16 protein-coding genes are annotated in these 19,510 nt (G+C 30.6%); 12 read left to right on the top strand and 4 right to left on the bottom strand.

Annotated elements, in window-relative coordinates:
• Positions 1-151: 151 nt before the first annotated feature.
• Together BLW23_RS07815 and BLW23_RS07810 are read right to left on the bottom strand one after the other, a co-directional pair.
• Complete coding sequence (locus BLW23_RS07815; protein ID WP_093668690.1) at positions 152-949, bottom strand: tetratricopeptide repeat protein; 798 nt, start codon at positions 947-949, stop codon at positions 152-154.
• Complete coding sequence (locus BLW23_RS07810; protein WP_093668689.1) at positions 946-1,506, bottom strand: RNA polymerase sigma factor; 561 nt, start codon at positions 1,504-1,506, stop codon at positions 946-948. The genes BLW23_RS07815 and BLW23_RS07810 overlap by 4 nt, the downstream gene beginning before the upstream one ends.
• Before the next feature lie 99 nt (positions 1,507-1,605).
• Between BLW23_RS07810 and BLW23_RS07805 the strand changes: the two genes are divergently transcribed.
• The 8 genes from BLW23_RS07805 (at position 1,606) to BLW23_RS07770 (ending at position 14,213) form a co-directional block, all read left to right on the top strand.
• The gene (locus BLW23_RS07805) at positions 1,606-2,070 is read left to right on the top strand and encodes a hypothetical protein (protein WP_093668688.1); all 465 of its coding nucleotides are present in this window, start codon (positions 1,606-1,608) and stop codon (positions 2,068-2,070) included.
• A 53-nt stretch (positions 2,071-2,123) separates the two neighbouring features.
• Entirely contained in the window at positions 2,124-4,802 is a 2,679-nt protein-coding gene (locus BLW23_RS07800) for a CHAT domain-containing protein (protein ID WP_176829777.1), read from the top strand.
• Between the two features lie 7 nt (positions 4,803-4,809).
• Positions 4,810-5,805 carry a tetratricopeptide repeat protein gene (locus BLW23_RS07795; RefSeq protein ID WP_093669374.1) on the top strand — a complete coding sequence of 332 codons (996 nt, stop codon included), beginning with the start codon at positions 4,810-4,812 and terminating at the stop codon, positions 5,803-5,805.
• 143 nt (positions 5,806-5,948) lie between these two features.
• On the top strand, positions 5,949-6,806 hold the full coding sequence (locus tag BLW23_RS07790; RefSeq protein WP_093668686.1) for a hypothetical protein: 858 nt from the start codon (positions 5,949-5,951) through the stop codon (positions 6,804-6,806).
• A 68-nt stretch (positions 6,807-6,874) separates the two neighbouring features.
• Complete coding sequence (locus BLW23_RS07785) at positions 6,875-7,513, top strand: CHAT domain-containing protein (RefSeq protein WP_143032126.1); 639 nt, start codon at positions 6,875-6,877, stop codon at positions 7,511-7,513.
• A gap of 432 nt (positions 7,514-7,945) precedes the next feature.
• Complete coding sequence (locus BLW23_RS07780) at positions 7,946-8,656, top strand: LOG family protein (protein WP_093668684.1); 711 nt, start codon at positions 7,946-7,948, stop codon at positions 8,654-8,656.
• A gap of 66 nt (positions 8,657-8,722) precedes the next feature.
• The gene (locus BLW23_RS07775) at positions 8,723-11,548 is read left to right on the top strand and encodes a gluzincin family metallopeptidase (RefSeq protein ID WP_093668683.1); all 2,826 of its coding nucleotides are present in this window, start codon (positions 8,723-8,725) and stop codon (positions 11,546-11,548) included.
• A gap of 211 nt (positions 11,549-11,759) precedes the next feature.
• The gene (locus BLW23_RS07770; RefSeq protein WP_093668682.1) at positions 11,760-14,213 is read left to right on the top strand and encodes an alpha-ketoacid dehydrogenase subunit alpha/beta; all 2,454 of its coding nucleotides are present in this window, start codon (positions 11,760-11,762) and stop codon (positions 14,211-14,213) included.
• Between the two features lie 80 nt (positions 14,214-14,293).
• Here BLW23_RS07770 and BLW23_RS07765 read toward each other — a convergent pair whose 3' ends face one another.
• Together BLW23_RS07765 and BLW23_RS07760 are read right to left on the bottom strand one after the other, a co-directional pair.
• Complete coding sequence (locus BLW23_RS07765) at positions 14,294-15,052, bottom strand: SH3 domain-containing protein (protein ID WP_093668681.1); 759 nt, start codon at positions 15,050-15,052, stop codon at positions 14,294-14,296.
• Between the two features lie 151 nt (positions 15,053-15,203).
• Positions 15,204-16,475, bottom strand: a complete 1,272-nt coding sequence (locus BLW23_RS07760; RefSeq protein WP_093668680.1) for a DUF2851 family protein — start codon at positions 16,473-16,475, stop codon at positions 15,204-15,206.
• A 178-nt stretch (positions 16,476-16,653) separates the two neighbouring features.
• Here BLW23_RS07760 and BLW23_RS07755 point away from each other — a divergent pair, with 178 nt between their 5' ends.
• From BLW23_RS07755 to BLW23_RS07740, 4 genes are all read left to right on the top strand, one after another.
• Complete coding sequence (locus tag BLW23_RS07755; protein ID WP_093668679.1) at positions 16,654-17,289, top strand: NAD(P)H-dependent oxidoreductase; 636 nt, start codon at positions 16,654-16,656, stop codon at positions 17,287-17,289.
• A gap of 76 nt (positions 17,290-17,365) precedes the next feature.
• Positions 17,366-18,811, top strand: coding sequence for a sodium:solute symporter (locus tag BLW23_RS07750; protein WP_093668678.1), 1,446 nt, complete (start codon positions 17,366-17,368; stop codon positions 18,809-18,811).
• A complete protein-coding gene (locus BLW23_RS07745; RefSeq protein WP_093668677.1) occupies positions 18,804-18,986 on the top strand; it encodes a hypothetical protein in 183 nt (60 codons plus the stop codon). Before BLW23_RS07750 ends, BLW23_RS07745 begins: the two co-directional genes overlap by 8 nt.
• Positions 18,961-19,461, top strand: a complete 501-nt coding sequence (locus BLW23_RS07740; protein WP_093668676.1) for a cupin domain-containing protein — start codon at positions 18,961-18,963, stop codon at positions 19,459-19,461. Before BLW23_RS07745 ends, BLW23_RS07740 begins: the two co-directional genes overlap by 26 nt.
• Positions 19,462-19,510 lie beyond the last annotated feature (49 nt).

The following is a 19,510-nucleotide window of genomic DNA, read 5'->3' as shown; positions in this document are numbered from 1 at the left end:
TATACTTTGTTCTAGCTTTAGTATTTCTAAAACCGTTCCGGGGGACGTCTATAAAATCTGAGCGCTAAAATACAGCTTTTTTCATCTGCATCAAACATTTTTTAAAAAAATAACCGCTATTTATCTAAATAGCAGTTTTTTACAACATGTATTAATCTAGCTTTTTAAGTAATTCTTGAGCTTCTTTTTTGTGGTATAACGAGTTTGTAATAATGTACCTCAAATCCTCTTTTGCCTTTTCAATATTGTTAGACTTAAGATTCACTAATGACTTATACCAATATCCTTTTTCGGCATCTATTAAATCACTCTGAATCAAACGATCAAAAATTTTTTCTGATTTCTCGTACTCTCCTAATTGCGCATAAGATAAGCCTGCATAAATGTATGCACCCACAGATGCATCCTTTTTTTCTAAAATTGTATTAAAAGTATCAGAAGCTCTTTTATAATTCTTACTTCTGTAAAAATTTTCTCCTCTTACCAGATCCTCTAAATCATTATCTCCTCTATTGACGAAGGTTGGCAACTCTTCTGTAGGCAAATAATACTCAAAAAGTGCGTTCGAATTTAGTTTGGTATTAAATGGTTTTAATAGAAAAAGACCTAAAAGGACTGTTATACTTGCAGCAATACTAATAAAATACAACTTCCTAACCTTTGTGGGTTTCTTTTTTTTAATAGATTCAAAACTGCTTTTAATATTTTGTTGTAGTTCTTTTACTTCTTCTTTTTCAAAATAGCTCTCTAAATCCTTTAGGTCTTCTTCATTGTTATGATGAAAACTCCATTCATTCTCATTAAAAGTATTAAACAACTCTTTTTCGAAATTAACCTTTTCATTGAATTCGCCATCTGTCCTCAAGCGTTCTTCAAAGACAGTTCTCTCCTTATTATCTAATTCATTTTTTAGATAACGTTCAATTAGTATGTCTTCTTCTAAGCTCATATGGTAGCTAGTTTTAAATAACGAACATCAGATTTTATTAACTCGGTGAGTTTCTTTTTACATTTAAATACTCGTTGTCTTATTACAGTTTCTGAATTATACTCTGTTTTGGTTAAAATTTCAGCATACGATAGTTTGGCAAAGAACAAGTTGAGTATATGTTTACAGTTTTCTGATAGTTTCCCCATCATTTCAATAAACAATTCCTGCTTTTTTATCTCTAAATAGGCTTCTGCATTTTCTCGCTCTTCACTAACACGTTCCACCACTTCGTTATTTGTTACCCAATTTTTGTTTTTATTTAGCTCTCTTCTCCATAAATTCTTACAAACAGTGTATAAAAAGCCTCCAAAACTCGAATTTATTTCAAAATTTTCTCTTTTCAAGCGAACCGCTAGTTGTAATAGCGCTTTTTGAAATATATCTTCAGCATCTTCAACACTCCCTTTGTTTTGGAGAATAAAGTTTTTAATGCTAAAAAAATTCTTTTGGTAAATTTGATTTATAATTTTTGAGTTGTTGGTTTCCAAAGCTTTTAAGAAAGTTTTCCCGTCCATTTTAAAATTTTAATAATCAAAAATAAAAAAATTATATTTGTTGTGGGGTAACAAATTTCATGTTAATGAACATGAACATAGAAAACAAAAATTAAAACAATGAAAAAAATTTATTTAACATTAACAACTGTTTTAGTATTAATATTTAGTTGTAGCGATCAACAAGACACTTTTCTTCCAGAAGATGTTAGCAATGTGACAAAACAAATAGAAGTCACAAATGGTAGAAATTTTAGCGGCCCTACTACTCATGAAGATTTTGGAGATTTTGAACATGTAGACCCGAATAACCCAACTCCAAACGAATGGATTTATGAAACTTTATTAGTAACATATATCCCAGGTACTAGTGAAGCTAGACGAAATGAAATTAGAAATAAATTTTTCACAAACACTTCAAATAACTGGGATTTATTTACTTGGGTAAAATGCTCAAACAATAAAGAGTCAGAGCTTTGGACAATAAGAAGGCATAGTTCTATTGACCCTGGAGGCCCAAAGGATGTAATTGAAGCTGAAGATGACATAGCCGATAGACCTATATCAACAAATCAATGCATTTAAGTCATTATTTAATTAAAATCTTTAGCACTTGGCTATTCATATTAACATTTAATATGAATGGCCAAAATTGTGATGATTTAATTCTAAGATTAAAAAATGACAAACAAACAAAATACTCAGACGATCAAATTGACAGTTTAGCTCTTTTCTGCTCTAAAAACATTGTGCACTCCGCCAAAATATTTCATCTTTTTTCAATAAAAAATTACAAAAACAAAAAATATGCCAAGGCAATTCACTATGCAAAAAAAGAAGTTTTTTCTCTTGAAAAACAAAACATTACCAGCTTACAGTACGAAAAAGCTCTATATAATTTAGGTCGCTTTTATTATTCTGACTTACAATATGAGAATGCAATAACTGCATATAATAAGTTAACCTCTCTAGAGAAAAATAGCATATGGATTCTAAGAGCTTATGGGGAATTAGGAAGGTGTTATTCGAAAAAAGGGGATTTATTCAAATCGTTATCTTTTTTTGATAAATGTTTAAGTTCATTACAAAAAAAAGAAAACAGACAATATAAAGGTATACTCAAAAGTATTCATACTCAACATGTAAATATATCCATCACCTGTGACTTAATTAACACCAAAGAGTCTATAAACAAAGGAATCTTTCATCTAAATGAAGCTAGTAGACTTTTGGATTCAATTAACAAAGTAGGACCATTTCTCCCGCCATACTCCTTGAATTCATCTTTTGCAAATTTATATGCTACTCTCCATTTAAAGGACTATTTATTAGCTACCAAGTACTATAATAAGAACCTTCAATTGGCTATTAAAACTAGAGACTCTAATGTTATTAGCAGTAGCTGCATGAATCTTGGAGAACTTTATTTAAAGAATGACAAATTAGACAGTTCTTTTCTTTTCTTAAAAAAAAGTATTTTATTTAACCGGAAAAATAATTCAAGAAAGGCCGAAAGCTTCAGGAACCTAAGTAATTACTACTTCAAAAAAAACGAATTAGAAAAAGGACTTGAAACTATTAATATATCTCTTGGTATTAGCTTTGGAAGCCATGATGACAATACTTCTAACGACATAGCACCTACGGAACTTCAGTTAAACGAAACCAATAATAGGCGGAATATTGTAAGAGCACTGAGCAGTAAAGTTCTTATACTAAGAAACTTTTATAAAAAAACAAAAAAAAACCGCTACCTCAAAGAACTCATCTCTACTGTTCATATTGCCGACCGTTTATTTGATATCACTATAAATAACAGTAATGAAATAGACACGAAGCTACTATGGAGAAGCGAAGCTTCTGATATTTATAATGCAGGAATAGAAGCTTCGCTTCTTTTAAATGATAATGAGAAAGCACTTCTTTTTCTAGAAAAAAACAGATCTTTATTACTAGCACAAGATATTAGGAAAAATATCAATCAGACAAATCTTCCCAATCATATTTTTAATAAAAAGAACAAACAATATAAAGAAATATTGAGCATTGAAGAACAAGTTAAAAAAAGTTCTTATAATTACTTAAAAGACTCGTTGTTTAAAAAAAAGAGAGAATTTAATATATACTTAGATTCTCTCGAAAAAAACTTCCCTAAATCATTTAACTCTTCTTTTTCTCTTAAAGTAAATACTTTAGTTGAAATCCAAAAAAAACTACCTTCAAACACAATTGTAATTTATTACTCCCTTAATAAAACTATTCCCGAAAAAGGTTTTTTGTTAGGCTTAGCAATTTCCAAAGAAAATACAATTTCCTTTGAAATAGAAGACACTCGAAAATTAATAAAAAATATCGATAATTACCGAGTAATGATTTCAAATCCATTCAGTAAAAAATCTGATTTCACAAAATTTAAAGAAGTTTCTTACTTTTTATATAATCAACTAATACCTGAAACAATAAGACCTTTAATTGAAAATAAAAACTTGATTATAGTTCCTGACACCAACTTAGACAATTTACCATTCGAATCGTTAAACAAGAATGATCAAAAGTTAGAATTCCTCATAGAATCCAACAATATCAGTTATGCTTATTCACTAACTTTTTCTGAATTAAATAAAGATATTATTAGAAAGACTAATAACGATATTTCGCTATATTCTCCCGTAAAGTTTGATAACACCACCATTTCTTCACTTCCATTTACAGAAAAGGAATCCAACGATATTAAGAACATAGTGAATGGTTATTTTCATCAATTCGATAATGCCAATAAAAGTAACTTTTTAAAAAATAGTGCTAATTCAAAAATTATTCATCTAGCCACTCATGCTAATGCTAGTGACAATCCCCAAATTCAGTTTTACGATTCTATTTTACCCTTACATGAATTGTACACGTACAAAAACAACGCAGATTTAGTTGTTTTAAGCGCTTGTGAAACCAATTTAGGTGAAATAAAGAAAGGAGAAGGTGTATTGAGTTTAGCTAGAGGTTTTTTCCATTCAGGAGCCAACTCCGTAGTTTCTTCTCTTTGGAAAATTAATGACGCTAGTACTTCAGAAATCATGGCTGATTTTTACAAAAATCTAAAGGACAATCAATCTAAAACTTCAGCTCTTAATAACGCCAAACGAACGTATTTAAAAAACCATAGTCTTTCTGAAAAATCACCTTATTATTGGGCTTCTTTTATATTAATTGGTGATACCAATCCTGTTTTTGAAAGTAATTTTATTTTATATATTTCCATTATTTTTACTTTTAGTTTTTTAGTATTTCTTTTCTTGTGGCGAAAAGCTCGAAAACAATAAAAATATCATGCAAAAGCCTGTCTATAGAATTTTCACCATTCTTTTTCTAATTTTCTTGAACTACTCCCCTGCTTTTTCTCAATTTGAAAATTACAAACAAGTTGTTGAATTAAGTAAAAAACGAAAAGTAACTGAAAAAGTAGTTGATAGTATTCTAAAAACTTATACTAATAGAGGCAAATCTTACGCTAATATAGCCCACAGCTTTTCGTTTTTTTTCTATCGGATAAAACGTAATTACGATCTGGCAATAAAATATGGAATTATAGAAAAAAATACTTTTGAAAATTTAAGATTAAACAATAAGGAATATAATAACATACTCTATAATTTAGGAAAATATCATTTTCTTAAATTTCAATACACCAAGGCTATTAATTATTTTGAGCAAGCAATTAAATCTAATCAGTTTCCTAAAAAAGTTGCCCAATCATACTGCCAACTTGGTAGATGTTACAGAGCATTAGGAGACTATTATAAATCCTTAAATCATTATTCTTTAGGTCTCCCTCTACTTTTAAAAGTCGGAAGTAAACAAAGCTATATTGCTCATAGTAGATTACTAGCTGCCACCTGCAACAAATTAAACACAAAAGAAAGTGTGAAACTTGGATTGTTTTATTTGGAAAAAGCAGACAGTATTGCAGGAACTTTAACTAATAGAAAGGCCTACAACCAACTTTTTTATGAAATAAATACAACCTTCGCAAACCTTTATGCTTTAAAACATCAATATAATTTCGAAAAAGCAAAGCATTTTTACAAAAAAAATATCGCTCTAGCCAACAAAGAAAAAAACCACAAAGAACTGGCTCTTAATTTTTTAAATCTAGGTGAATTATATTTAAATAAAAATAAGGATAGTGCACTGGCATTTTTACATAAAAGTTTATTTTTTGATAGAAAAAATTTATTCAAATTTGAAACCTGTAAAAACCTAGCACGTTTTTATTCCAGAAAAAAGCAATACCAAAAAGCAATAGATCTTTATACAACTGCCTAAAAAAAAAGGAGGGTACCAGTTTTGATAAGATAAATCCATCAGATATAATTAATGCCACAGAAAAAGAACCACTATTTCAAGCTTTAGAATTAAAAACAGTCGCTTTTATTAGCTTATACTTCCAAACTAAGAAAAATCTTTTTTTGAAAGATGCTATTAAAACAGTTCTGTTTACTAAACGAGCAGCATACATCTTACAACAAAATACTACTGAAACAAGCAGCAAGTATATATGGTTAAAAGAAGTTTCTAAAATCTTTAATCTAGGGATTTATGCTGCATCTATTTTGGAGAACACAACATTAATTTTCAGGTTAATTGAACAAAACAAGTCCTTTATTTTAAATCAAAATATACTTGTAAAAAAAGATCATTTAAATCTTCCTATTGAACAAAAGCTGAAGAATAATGAGTTTAAGAAAAGAATCTTAAACTTAGAAAGCTCATTAGATTCTCTTGAAATATCAAAAGAACGAAGTACTATATTAGACCTAAAAAATAGATACCAAAACTTTCGAGATTCGATTAATTTAATTTACCCAGAATATCTATCCCTAGATCAAAAAATAGAACCAGTAACTTTGGAAACAGTTAAAAAAGGATTGGGTAAAAATGACGTCGTTATAAGTTTCTCTGCAAACAATATCAAAATAGGTAATGAAAAATCTAGTTTAATTGGCTTAGCCATTTCTAAAGATAAAACAATCCCTTTTAAAATTCCTAACAGCGAGAAAACCATAGAGAATCTAAGTTTATACCGAAAACTTCTTTCCTCTCCTTTAAAAACAAAACAAGAGTTAAATAAATTCAAGACAACTGCCTATTTTTTATATAATCAACTATTCCCCTCTTCAGAGATTAAAGACCTCATAAAAAACAAAAATGTCCTTATTGTACCAGATATTACCATGGAGAATACTCCGTTAGAAGCTTTAGTTTCTAAGAAAGATTCATTACATTATTTGGTCGAAGATTGTAATATCAGCACGCCTATTCTTTGACTTTTTCTGAATTAAATAAGGGCGTTATCAGAAAGACTAATAATGATCTTTCGCTATATTCTCCTATAATGTTTGATAACACCAATATTTCTTCGCTTTCATTTACCGAAAAAGAATCTGACAATATTGAAAAGGTATTAAATGGTAATTTTTATAAAAGGAATCAGGCTAGTAAATCCAATTTTTTAAGTAAGAGCTCTAATTCAAAAATCATTCATTTAGCCACTCATGCGAATGCTAGTGGTTATCCTCGAATTCAATTTTATGATTCTATTCTTCCTCTACATGAATTGTATACTTATAAAAACAATGCTGATTTAGTTGTTTTAAGTGCTTGCGAAACAAACCTTGGAGAGATTAAAAAAGGTGAAGGTGTATTGAGTTTAGCAAGAGGTTTCTTCCATTCTGGAGCAAACTCCGTAGTTTCCTCTCTTTGGAAAATTAATGATGCAAGCACATCAGAAATCATGTCAGATTTTTATAAGAATTTAAAAAACAACCAATCAAAAACTTTGGCGCTAAATAATGCCAAACGAACGTATTTAAAAAACCATAGTCTTTCTGAAAAATCACCTTATTATTGGGCTTCTTTTGTATTAATTGGTGACACCAATCCTGTTTTTGAAAGCAACCTAACTCTTCACTTGTCAATACTACTTATCGCTGTAATACTATTATTTATATATTTTCTCAAAAAAAGAGGGTAACACTTCCCCTCCCCTTGAACATACTAGTAAATAATCTGATATGATGCATTTGCTTTTAAAGTTTATGAAAAATATTGGATAGCATAAATAGATAAATCAAACCTTGTTCTCATTTGTATTATCGATTTAATCTGTTTTATGCGCGTCGTAAAATTCGGGGGAAATTGCTAGAAAAACCTAATTAAGACATTGCCTATTACAAAGGCTACATTGAAAAAGAAGAAAAGATCGCCATATACCAACGGCGGTCTTTTTCTTTATCAATTTATTTCACACGTTTCTTTTGATATCAGTATACGCTCCTAATTATCTTTAGAGTATTTTCACATTTTACTAAGTTTTTTTAACTCTTTTTTAATTTTAACAAAAGAAAAACCACTAAATTAGCAAGCTTCCTTTTTTCGGAAGAATTAATTTAAAAAAGATTTGAGTATGACTCCTAATGATGACAGAAAAATAAGAGAAAAATTACAACAAAAAACGTGGAATGAAATAAAAACAAACGATTCATGGGCCATTTTTAAAATCATGGCAGAGTTTGTTGATGGTTATGAACGATTAAGTAAAATCGGCCCTTGTGTTTCTATTTTCGGATCTGCAAGAACCAAACCTGATCATCCTTACTATAAATTAGCAGAAGAAGTAGCTTTTAAACTTACTGAAAATGGTTTCGGTGTAATTACCGGAGGTGGGCCTGGAATTATGGAAGCAGGTAACAAAGGGGCCAACAGAGGAAAAGGAACCTCGGTTGGATTAAATATTGACCTTCCTTTTGAACAACATGATAACCCTTGGATTGACCCAGGAAAAAGTTTAGATTTCGACTACTTTTTCGTTAGAAAAGTAATGTTTGTAAAATACTCTCAAGGATTTGTTGTTATGCCAGGCGGTTTTGGAACTTTAGATGAACTTTTTGAGGCCATTACCTTAATTCAGACCAAAAAGATTGGAAGGTTCCCAATTGTTTTGGTTGGTAAAAAATTCTGGAGTGGTTTGCTCGACTGGATTAAAAACACACTTTTAGAAGAAGGGAATATTAGCCCTGAAGATTTGAATTTATTTAGATTGGTGGATACGGCAGACGAAGCTGTTGAACATTTCAATAAATTCTATGCGAAATACCAATTAAAACCTAATTTCTAGAAAATTATCCTATATTTAAAACTCGTTATGAATTATATTTTATAACGAGTTTTTATTTTGTGTACCATGATAAATAGATTTCTTCTTTTTCTTTCCTTAGTTCTTTTTGTCTCAATACACAGCTTATTTGCTCAAACCAATACCATTTCTTCTAATATTATTCTCAACGACAGCAGCAGAACTTTTAAAATTCAACAGAGAATTGTTTTTATCAATAAATCAACACATAACCTGAGTAAGATATATCTTCATAACTGGGCAAATAGTTTTTCAGGAAATGACACTCCTCTCGGTAAGCGGCTTATTGAAGATTATCGGAAGGATTTTTATTTTTCAGAAGAAAATGAAAGAGGATTTTCCAAAATCAAAAACCTAACAGTTAACTATCAACTCGTAAAATTTCAAGAATTACCGAACCAACAGGACATCCTTGAATTAACGTTAAACAAGGCTTTAAACCCTAAAGACAGCATTACTATTTCAGTTCTATATTCTCTGAAGGCTCCAAATTCCAAATTTACTGGATATGGTAAAACAAAATCGGGATATCATCTACGTTTTTGGCAAATTACTCCCGCCGTATACGATACAAAATGGAACTTGATGAGTAATTTGAATATGGATGATTTATATCAAGATGTTGCCGATTACGATATTAAAATCAAGGTTCCTAATACCTACAAAATTGAAAGTAATTTATACCAATATAAAACTACCGAAGAAAATTTCACAACCTATCAATTAGTTGGAAATCAAAAGAAGGATATTATTTTAAATATCGATTCAAATCCAAGATTTAAATCGTTTAAAACTAAAACTCAAGAAATTAAAACCGATGCGTTTGACAAACATATATCAATAGAAGAATCGGAAAAAATCATAACAAAACAGATTCGTTTTATTGAAAAACATATCGGAAAGCATCCGCATACAGAAATATTTGTTGACAGAATTTCAGTCAAAAAAAACTCACTGCAAGAACTTTATGGCTTACCTCGATGGATGAAGCCTTTTCCTGAAAACTTTCGATGGGATGTTAACTTTTTTTATGCACTTAGTTCCAAGTACATCAATGATATTTTAATTCATAATAAAAGAAAGGATTACTGGTTTATTAATGGGTTAGAAACATTTTTAATGATGGAGTACTTAAAAGAATATTATCCTGACGTAACTATTCTTGGTAAGTATTCGAAGTACTGGCCTATTAAAAATTACAATTTAAGCAAGTTAAAACAAAGTGATAAATTTCCGTTCATTTACCAGTTTAGCGCTCGGAAATTTTACGATCAACCTCTTAAAACCACAGCTGACTCTCTTTCTAATTTTAACAGAAAAATAGTTAGCAAATATAAATCAGGACTTGGATTTCGTTATTTACAAGACTATCTGAATGATAGCATTCTTCAAAAGTCGATAAAGAAATTCTTATATAAAAATCACTTAAAACTTAGTTCACCTTCTGATTTTCTATCCATTCTTAAAAAAAACACTTCCAAAGACATCGATTGGTTCGCCAAAGATTATTTAAAAACTGCAAAAAAAATTGATTATAAAATCACCTCTATTAAAGAGATCGAAGGAAAAGATTCCTTAAAGATTACAATCAAAAATAAAAGAAATTTTACAGCTCCAGTAGCACTGTATGGAATCAATAAAAAAGAAATTAAATTTAAAAAATGGATTTCTGATATTGATTCAAAAAAAACTATAAAAGTTAAGAAAGGTGATTATACCAAACTGGCACTGAATTATGAAAACACTTATCCTGAACACAACTCACTAAATAATTTTAGAAAAACAAATAATAAGTTAATTAATAAACCTCTTCAGTTTCGATTTTTCCAAGATGCAGAAGACCCTTATTACAATCAACTCTTTTACTATCCAAATATTAAGTACAATTTGTATGACGGTATTAGTTTAGGAGTTAAACTAAAAAATCAACCGATTATTCCGCATAATTTTGAATTTACACTAACTCCAAATTATAGTACTAAAAGTAGAAATTTTACTGGTGCTTTTGCCGTTGCGTATAATCAGTTTTTTGAAACTTCTTCAATCTATAAAATAAAGTACGGTATAAACGGAAGTAATTTTCATTACGCTCCTGAACTGGGCTATAACACTTTAGTTCCCTACGTTAGTATTGCTTTCCGAAGAAAAACATTGCGCGATGTAGGTTCTAAAACCCTTACTACTCGACTTTTTTATATAAACAAAGAAGTTCCTCAAGCAAGCCCTATAACAGAGCAAGATCGATACAAGGTTTTAAACTTTAGATACATCTATAGTAAACCTAATATTATTGAACGACTCCAATATGCTGTTAATTTTGAACTTGGAAATAATTTCACAAAGTTGTCTACCGACATTCGTTATTTAAAATTTTTTGATAATGAAAGAAGCTTCGATCTGCGTTTCTTCGGAGGAATGTTTGTGACAAATAATTCAGTTGGTGATTATTTTAGTTTCGGACTAAATAGAAGCTCAGATTATCTATTTGAGCAAAACCTCTTTGGTCGCTCGGAGAGTTCCGGTTTATTCAGTCAGCAATTTATTATCTCCGATGCTGGGTTTAAATCTAAATATAATACTCCTCAAACAGCAAATCAATTTATACTAGCAGGGAATACAAGCGTAAGTGTTTGGAAATGGGCTGAAATATATAATGACTTTGCTATGCTAAAAAATAAATCCAGTAGTCCTAACTTCTATTATGAAAATGGTATTCGCCTGAATTTTGTTCCCAACATATTTGAATTTTATTTCCCCATTTATAGCAACCAAGGTTGGGAAGTAACAAAACATGCCTACCCTTCTAAAATACGATTTGTTATTACGACTAATTTAGATAGAATTTATAATTTTATTAGGAGAGGTATTCTCTAATAACAAAGTTTTTAAACTCAGTGTTATTGCCAATTCTATAATAAGATTCCCTTAGAATATAATATCATCTTAAGTTTTAATAAAAATTACCAAATACTCAATAAAACCTTCTTTTTTAACTTTTTTTTGAATTATTCTTAACAAAAGTAAAGATTTTTAAAATTCAATTAAAAAAACTATCTTTGTAACCTCACCTATAATTAGATACAGTATGATGGAAAAAACTGAAGTTGTTAACACCCAAAAACTTTCTTTTGCAGATTTTAAACACGAAGTTTTAAACGATTATAGAATAGCTCGCATCAGTAGAGAGTGCAGCTTACTAGGTCGAAGAGAAGTTTTGACTGGAAAAGCAAAGTTTGGAATTTTTGGTGACGGTAAAGAAGTTCCTCAGCTAGCCATGGCAAAAGCCTTTAAAAATGGTGATTTTCGCTCAGGATACTATCGTGACCAAACGTTCATGATGGCCATAGGCCAGTTAACTGCTCAACAGTTTTTTGCGGGATTATATGCACATACCGATATTCAAGCAGATCCAATGTCAGCAGGGCGTCAAATGGGTGGACATTTTGCTACACATTCATTGGATGAAAATGGAAATTGGAAAAATTTAACTCAACAAAAAAACTCTTCAGCTGATATTTCACCTACCGCAGGGCAAATGCCCCGCCTATTAGGACTAGCTCAAGCTTCTAAGATTTACAGAAATGTTAAGGAATTAAAAAATCATACAAATTTTTCACAAAAAGGTAACGAAATCGCTTGGGGTACTATAGGAAATGCTAGTACAAGCGAAGGACTGTTTTTTGAAACCATAAACGCTGCAGGTGTATTGCAGGTTCCTATGGTTATGAGTGTATGGGATGATGAATATGGAATTTCAGTGCATGCAAAACACCAAACTACAAAAGAGAGTATTTCCGAAATCTTAAAAGGGTTCCAGCGTAATGAAAAACAAAAAGGTTATGAGATTTTTGTTATAAACGGTTGGGATTATGTTCAATTAATTGATACTTATAACAAAGCTGCGCGAATTGCAAGAGAAGAACACTCTCCTGTTTTAATACATGTTAAAGAATTAACACAGCCTCAAGGGCATTCTACCTCAGGATCTCACGAAAGGTATAAATCGAAAGAACGCTTACAATGGGAACAAGAACATGATTGTCTTATTCAAATGCGCAAATGGATTCTTGATTTCGAATTACAAGATGAAAATGGCGACACACTCAAATTAGTTGATTCTGAAGAAGAATTAATCAATATAGATAAGAATGCTAAAAAAGATGTTTCTAAAGCAAAAAGAGATGCTTGGACAGCTTTTACCGGCGAGATTAAAAATGAAGCAAGAGCTGCGATTACTATTCTGGAAAAACTTGCAGAAAAAAGCAGTAATGGAACCTTTATTTCTAAACTAAAAAATGATCTTGCAGCTACCAACGAACCTATTCGCAAAGATATTTTAAGTACTGCACGTAAAGCTCTAAGATATTTAAGAGATGAGAATCTTCCTGAAAAAGTAGAGCTTCAAAACTTTATTAAAGCTTCTTTAGAACATGCTTATGATAAATACTCGTCAACTTTACTTAGTGAAACCGAAAATTCGCCATTAAAAGCGACCGAAATTAAACCTAAGTATGTTGGAGAAGAAAATTTAGTAGATGCTAGAATTATCATGCGTGATAATTTCGACGCGATCTTGAAAAAACATCCAGAAGTGTTAATTTTTGGTGAAGATGCTGGGCATATTGGAGATGTTAATCAAGGGTTAGAAGGTTTACAAGAAAAATTTGGAGAATTACGTGTTTCTGATACTGGTATTAGAGAAGCAACAATTTTAGGTCAGGGAATTGGAATGGCAATGCGTGGATTACGACCTATTGCTGAAATTCAATACCTAGATTATTTATTATATGCTCTTCAAATAATGAGTGATGATTTAGCAACACTACGTTATAGAACATATGGAAAACAAAAAGCTCCGTTAATAATTCGTACAAGAGGACATAGATTAGAAGGTATTTGGCACGCTGGTTCTCCAATGGGCGGAATAATTAATAATATACGAGGTATTCATGTTTTAGTTCCACGTAACATGACAAAGGCAGCTGGATTTTACAATACTTTATTAAAAGGAGATGACCCTGCTTTGGTTATTGAATGTTTAAATGGATACCGTTTAAAAGAAAACCTACCAACCAATTTAGGTGATTTTACTACACCTATTGGAGTTGTTGAAACTATTAAAGAAGGTACTGATATCACAATTATTTCTTATGGATCAACATTAAGAATTGTTGATGAAGCAGCAAAAGATCTTGCTCAGGTTGGAATTCATGCAGAGATCATCGATGCTCAAAGTTTATTACCTTTTGACATCCATCAAGATACCGTAAAGTCGGTAGCTAAAACTAATAGATTATTAGTTGTTGACGAGGATGTTCCTGGTGGAGCTTCAGCTTATTTATTGCAAGAAATTTTAGAAAATCAAAATGCTTACAAACATTTAGATAGCAAACCAGCAACACTTACCTCAAAAGAACACAGACCAGCTTATGGAACCGACGGGGATTATTTCTCTAAACCTTCCGCTGAAGACGTCTTCGAAAAAGTATATGAAATAATGCATGAAGCAGATCCTCAAAAATTCAAGAAATTATATTAATCCTAAATTTATCGGATAAAAAAAAGCGATTTTAGAAAATTCTAAAATCGCTTTTTTTTATCAAATTTTTAGAGATAAGATTACTCTTCAGTTTTCTCATCTGCCTTAACATCTTGCTCATCAATAGGAGTATTCCTTGACTCATAATCACTTATTTTTACCTTAAGTGCTTCAATAAAAGTCGAAGATGATAAATCAGAGTTTTCAATAATTTCTTTTAATGCTTTTATTCTATCAGTCATTGTTTCTTTTTTAACTGCTAGTGCCGCATATTTTGCAGTTGCAATATCAACTGAATTCTCTGAAATATTAGAAGTTTTTATCCATCCTTCTTCAATATACTCTCCTTCTGATCTCTTTCCTTTTACTTTCACCCAATCATCTTGAGTTAAAGTAACAGCAATAATATCCATTGCACTGTACTTTTTATCAGTTTTAGTTAGAAGATCGGGTCTTTTATATACTGTAGCATCTTCAAGTAAAGCTCCAACTTTTCCATCAACTGCTAAAAAGCGAACAGGAGTCCATCCTTCTTTTCCGTCAACCAATCTGACTTTTACATATACTTTTTTAGATTTTGGATCTGTTGTTTCATCACCTGTTAAACCAATCTTCTCTCCTAAACTCATTGAAGTCAACCACTTTCCTTTAGCTTCTGGAGTCTCTCTAACAGAAAGCTTTTCTAATAAACAGATAGCGTCATTCGATTTAGCATCCTCTTTTTTAACAGCCTCTGAAATAGTTTCTGTAGTTTCTTTTTTTGTTTCGTTTTTTGCGTTTTCCTTACAACTTGTAAACAAAACCGCTACTGACATAATAGCAATATATAGTTTTTTCATCTGAAATAAATTTTGCACAAATATAACTTTTCTTTTGAGTAATCCCTATAATGCTGTATTTTCTTGCCTACTTCCAACAAACACTAACATAATAATAAACAACACATTAACACGTAATACAATTAAATTAGAGGCTCTAAAAATTTAACTCTTACTTTTTCAGAAGATAACAACCAATAACACAATCTAAACATCTAGCTCTATCACAATAACTCGTTTTAAGTTCAATTAATGCTTGAGAATGCAAGGCATTTGTTGAAACTAATTGATTTTCAGAAAATTTTGAAATAATATTATTTTGCTCTGGCCCCATCCTTTTCAAAACTGTCAAAACTTCTTCTGAATTAAACTCTCCTGAATTTTTCATGAACACAAACTTCATTGGAACAATTACATTGATTACCAATAAATTTATCATAGATTTTGTTGTAAACTTATTACTCTTTTTACTGCTCGTTTCAAAAGTGTAATGCTCTTTCCAAAACTCATCGACCTGTACAGAAAATAGTTCGTAAAACTTATGAAGTTCATTTACCTTGATAATTCTGGAAAACAAATCTGGATATTTTAGAATCAATGCCGCAAGTTGGGCTATCCTGATCGTTGGAAAGTTCGAAGGACGCATTCGAAAAAATTGAAACTCTCTTTTCTTAAGTCCTTTTAATTTAAACTTATGCTTCATATAAGTATACTCATCCTTTAATTCTTTGAAATAAGCCCCTTCCATTTCGTCTTCCAAAAATCCAGCTTGTCCAAACAACAAAGCGGAAAGCTGTGTTTTATTAAAACGTAGTTTTCTTAAAACATGATAAGGAAAAGATCTCGCTAATTTCAAGAAAACCTCGCCATTCACTTTTGAGCCGAAAGTTTTCGCCATCAAAAAAAACAAAACAGCTTCATAATCATTATTCGTCAAACTTAGTAACTCATGAATAACCATCGCTTTTCGTTCAAGCCTTTCAAAGTAAAGTCTTTCTAACCAATTACCTAATAAAAAACTATCAACACTTACTAGTTGCTTCTCACAAAAAATCCAATTATTTCCTTTAAACATCAACCTTTTGTAACTTCTCAATACATTTGGTTTTACAAAATCTTTTAAGACCAACGTTGGTAACAGTTTTTCATTTTTCATAAAAACACCAACATCATGTTCCCAAACCACATGAAGAATTACCGCATCATAGTTCTCATCAAATTCATGTTGATGAACATACCAATCTGACGATTTCAAATGCATTTCAACATTTCCAATCCAAAGTTGATCATTGAAAAGAATATGGGCATTTAAGAAATCAGGCCCTGTATTTTTATTCCAAATTCCGGTTTTAACAATTTTAATTCTCTCTTGAGATATTGTGGTTAACTTGTGTGTATAAATAAGTTTCTGGCACCACAAAAAATGCAGTAAATCTTCTTTCATGAACAATTATTTAGCAATTAATTACGTTAAATTTAAAAAATAAAGTCTTTACGAAAAAATCGTTTTTAAACTTCCTTTTAATTATAAGTAAAAACTAGCCCTCTATAATTATTTACAATACATTTACAACGTATCTAAATTAAATCTAACCTATTTTTACAAAATAAAATTTTTATAAATGAGCAATAGTATAGACAATTTGAAATGGCGTTACGCTGTTAAAAAATTTGACAACAATAAAATTATCTCTGACGAAAAAATTAACATCCTCAAAGAGGCCTTTAATCTAACCCCAACTTCTTATGGTTTACAGCCTTATAAATTAGTTGTATTAAGCAATAAAGAACTACAACAACAACTGGTTGAACATTCTTGGAATCAACAACAGGTAGCACAGGCATCTCATGTATTTGTTATTACAGTTCCAACAGAGATCACTTCTGAAGATGTTGAAGAGTATTTCAAACTTGTTAAGAAAATAAGAAACACGCCAGATGATGTTATCAAGCCTTTTAGAGATATGTTGTCAAATAGTTTAGGTAGTAAATCGCCTGAAGAGTTATTTGAATGGATGAAGAATCAAGCCTATTTAGCCTTAGGTAATTTAATGACCGTAGCTGCAAATGAAAAAATAGACTCATGTCCAATGGAAGGGTTTATACCAGAAAAATACGATGAAATTTTAGGATTGGATAAATTGAATTTAAGATCAGTTTTAGTACTTCCTTTAGGAATTAGAGCTGAAGATTGTTTTATGAAAGACCTAGAAAAAGTTAGAAAAAAAACAGAAGATATTGTTATTGAGTTATCATAATATCTTTTCAATACGAGTTATGAACTACGCTATAAACTTTAAAATTTAGTACATTCGTAGTTCATAATTCTATTGTATGCAACCACTTCACATAGTTTTATTAATACTTGGATATTTTGGGGTATTAATAGGTATTTCTTTTTTAACAGGAAAATCTGCAAATAACACTACTTTTTTTAAAGCTAATAATTCATCTCCTTGGTATTTAGTTGCCTTTGGAATGATTGGCGCTTCCCTTTCGGGTGTAACTTTTATTTCTGTTCCAGGGTGGGTTGAAGGTCAACAAATGGGTTATATGCAAATGGTTTTAGGCTATGTTATTGGCTATGCTGTTATTGGTCTTGTTTTACTACCCCTCTATTATCGATTAAACCTTACCTCTATTTACACCTATTTAGGAGATCGCTTTGGTAGGTTTTCTTATAAAACTGGAGCTTCTTTTTTCTTGCTATCAAGAGTCATAGGTGCCTCTTTCCGACTATTTTTAGTAGCGAATGTTTTACAATTAATTTTATTTGATGGTTATGGAATTCCTTTTTGGGTTACGGTTATCATTACCATTTTACTTATATGGCTATATACTTTCAAAGGAGGTATAAAAACAATTGTATGGACCGATACTCTACAAACCTTATTCATGTTAATTTCTGTTGGGGTTTGTATAATTATGATTTCTGAGGAATTACAAATTGACAATTTGTTTACCTATGTGTCAGAAAATAGATTATCAAAAATGTTCTTCTTTGAAGATATTAATGCCGGAAACTACTTTTGGAAACAATTCTTCTCTGGTGCTTTTATTGCTATTGTTATGACAGGACTGGATCAAGATATGATGCAAAAAAATCTTACCTGTCGTAATTTAAAAGATGCTCAGAAAAACATGTTTTGGTTTACAATTGTTCTGGTTATCGTAAATTTCTTTTTCCTTTCTTTAGGAGTTCTACTTACTGATTATGCAGAATCTTTAGAAATAAACGCTCATAAAGATCAATTATTTCCGCTTATTGCCATGAATGGTAACTTAGGTCTTGCGACTTCTTTATTTTTTCTTTTAGGATTAATTGCTGCTGCATATTCAAGTGCTGATAGCGCATTAACATCTTTAACAACTTCTTTCAGTATTGATATCTTAGAAATCGATAAAAAAGAAAACGAAAAAGAGCAAGTAAGGATTCGTAAAAAAATTCATATAATATTTTCTTTTGTTCTTGTTGCCACTATCCTTGTTTTTAAATATTTCATAGCAGATGAAAGCGTAATTGCTAAAATATTTCAGTTCGCTGGTTACACCTATGGTCCTTTGTTAGGGTTATATGCCTTTGGATTATTCACAAAATTAAAAGTTAAAGATAACCTGGTTCCATTTATATGTTTAATATCTCCATTCATCACTTATTTAATAAGTCACCTGAGTAAAACTCAATTGGGCTTCGATTTTGGTTTCTTTATTTTAATAGTTAATGGAGCATTAACTTTCATAGGTTTATTAAGTATTCAAACGCAGACTTCAAATGAGTAAAAAAGGAAAAGAGAAAAACACTGTGAATAAGGCCAAACACAGTAGATTAATGAAACAGAAAACGAATAAGGTTAAATCTGAAAAACAACAAAGAAAAGAAAAATTGAAAGCTATTATTAAAAAAGCTAATGAACAAAACAACGATTTAAATGACAGCCAAACAACTGATAAATAAGTTCGATTTAACCGAACACCCTGAAGGGGGATATTATAAAGAAACCTATAGAAGTATAGGTGAAATTAACAATGAAAACCTACCCGATGAATTCACTGGAAATAGAAATTATGGCACCGCTATTTATTTTTTATTGACTTCAGAAAAATTTTCTGCATTTCACAAAATAAATCAAGATGAGATTTGGCATTTCTATAAAGGAAGTCATTTGAAACTTCATATGATTTCTCCCGATGGAAATTATTCATTCGTTTTAATAGGTAATAATTTTGAAGTAAATGAAATTCCTCAGTTTGTTGTTCCCGCCGGATATTGGTTTGCTGCGGAAGTTACAGGTGACTATTCTTATTCATTTACAGGATGTACCGTTGCTCCTGGTTTTGATTTTAATGACTTTGTACTACCTAAAAGAGAAGAGCTTATTGAGTTGTTCCCTGAACATAAAAAAATTATTACTCGTTTAACACATCATTAAAAAATTTGAAACCTTCTGACTAGTCCTAAAATAATCGATACAGATTATT

Origin of the sequence: Tenacibaculum sp. MAR_2009_124, from assembly GCF_900105455.1 — a bacterium.
In the GTDB taxonomy this organism is placed as follows: domain Bacteria; phylum Bacteroidota; class Bacteroidia; order Flavobacteriales; family Flavobacteriaceae; genus Polaribacter.
This window is presented reverse-complemented; position numbering and strand designations above follow the sequence as displayed.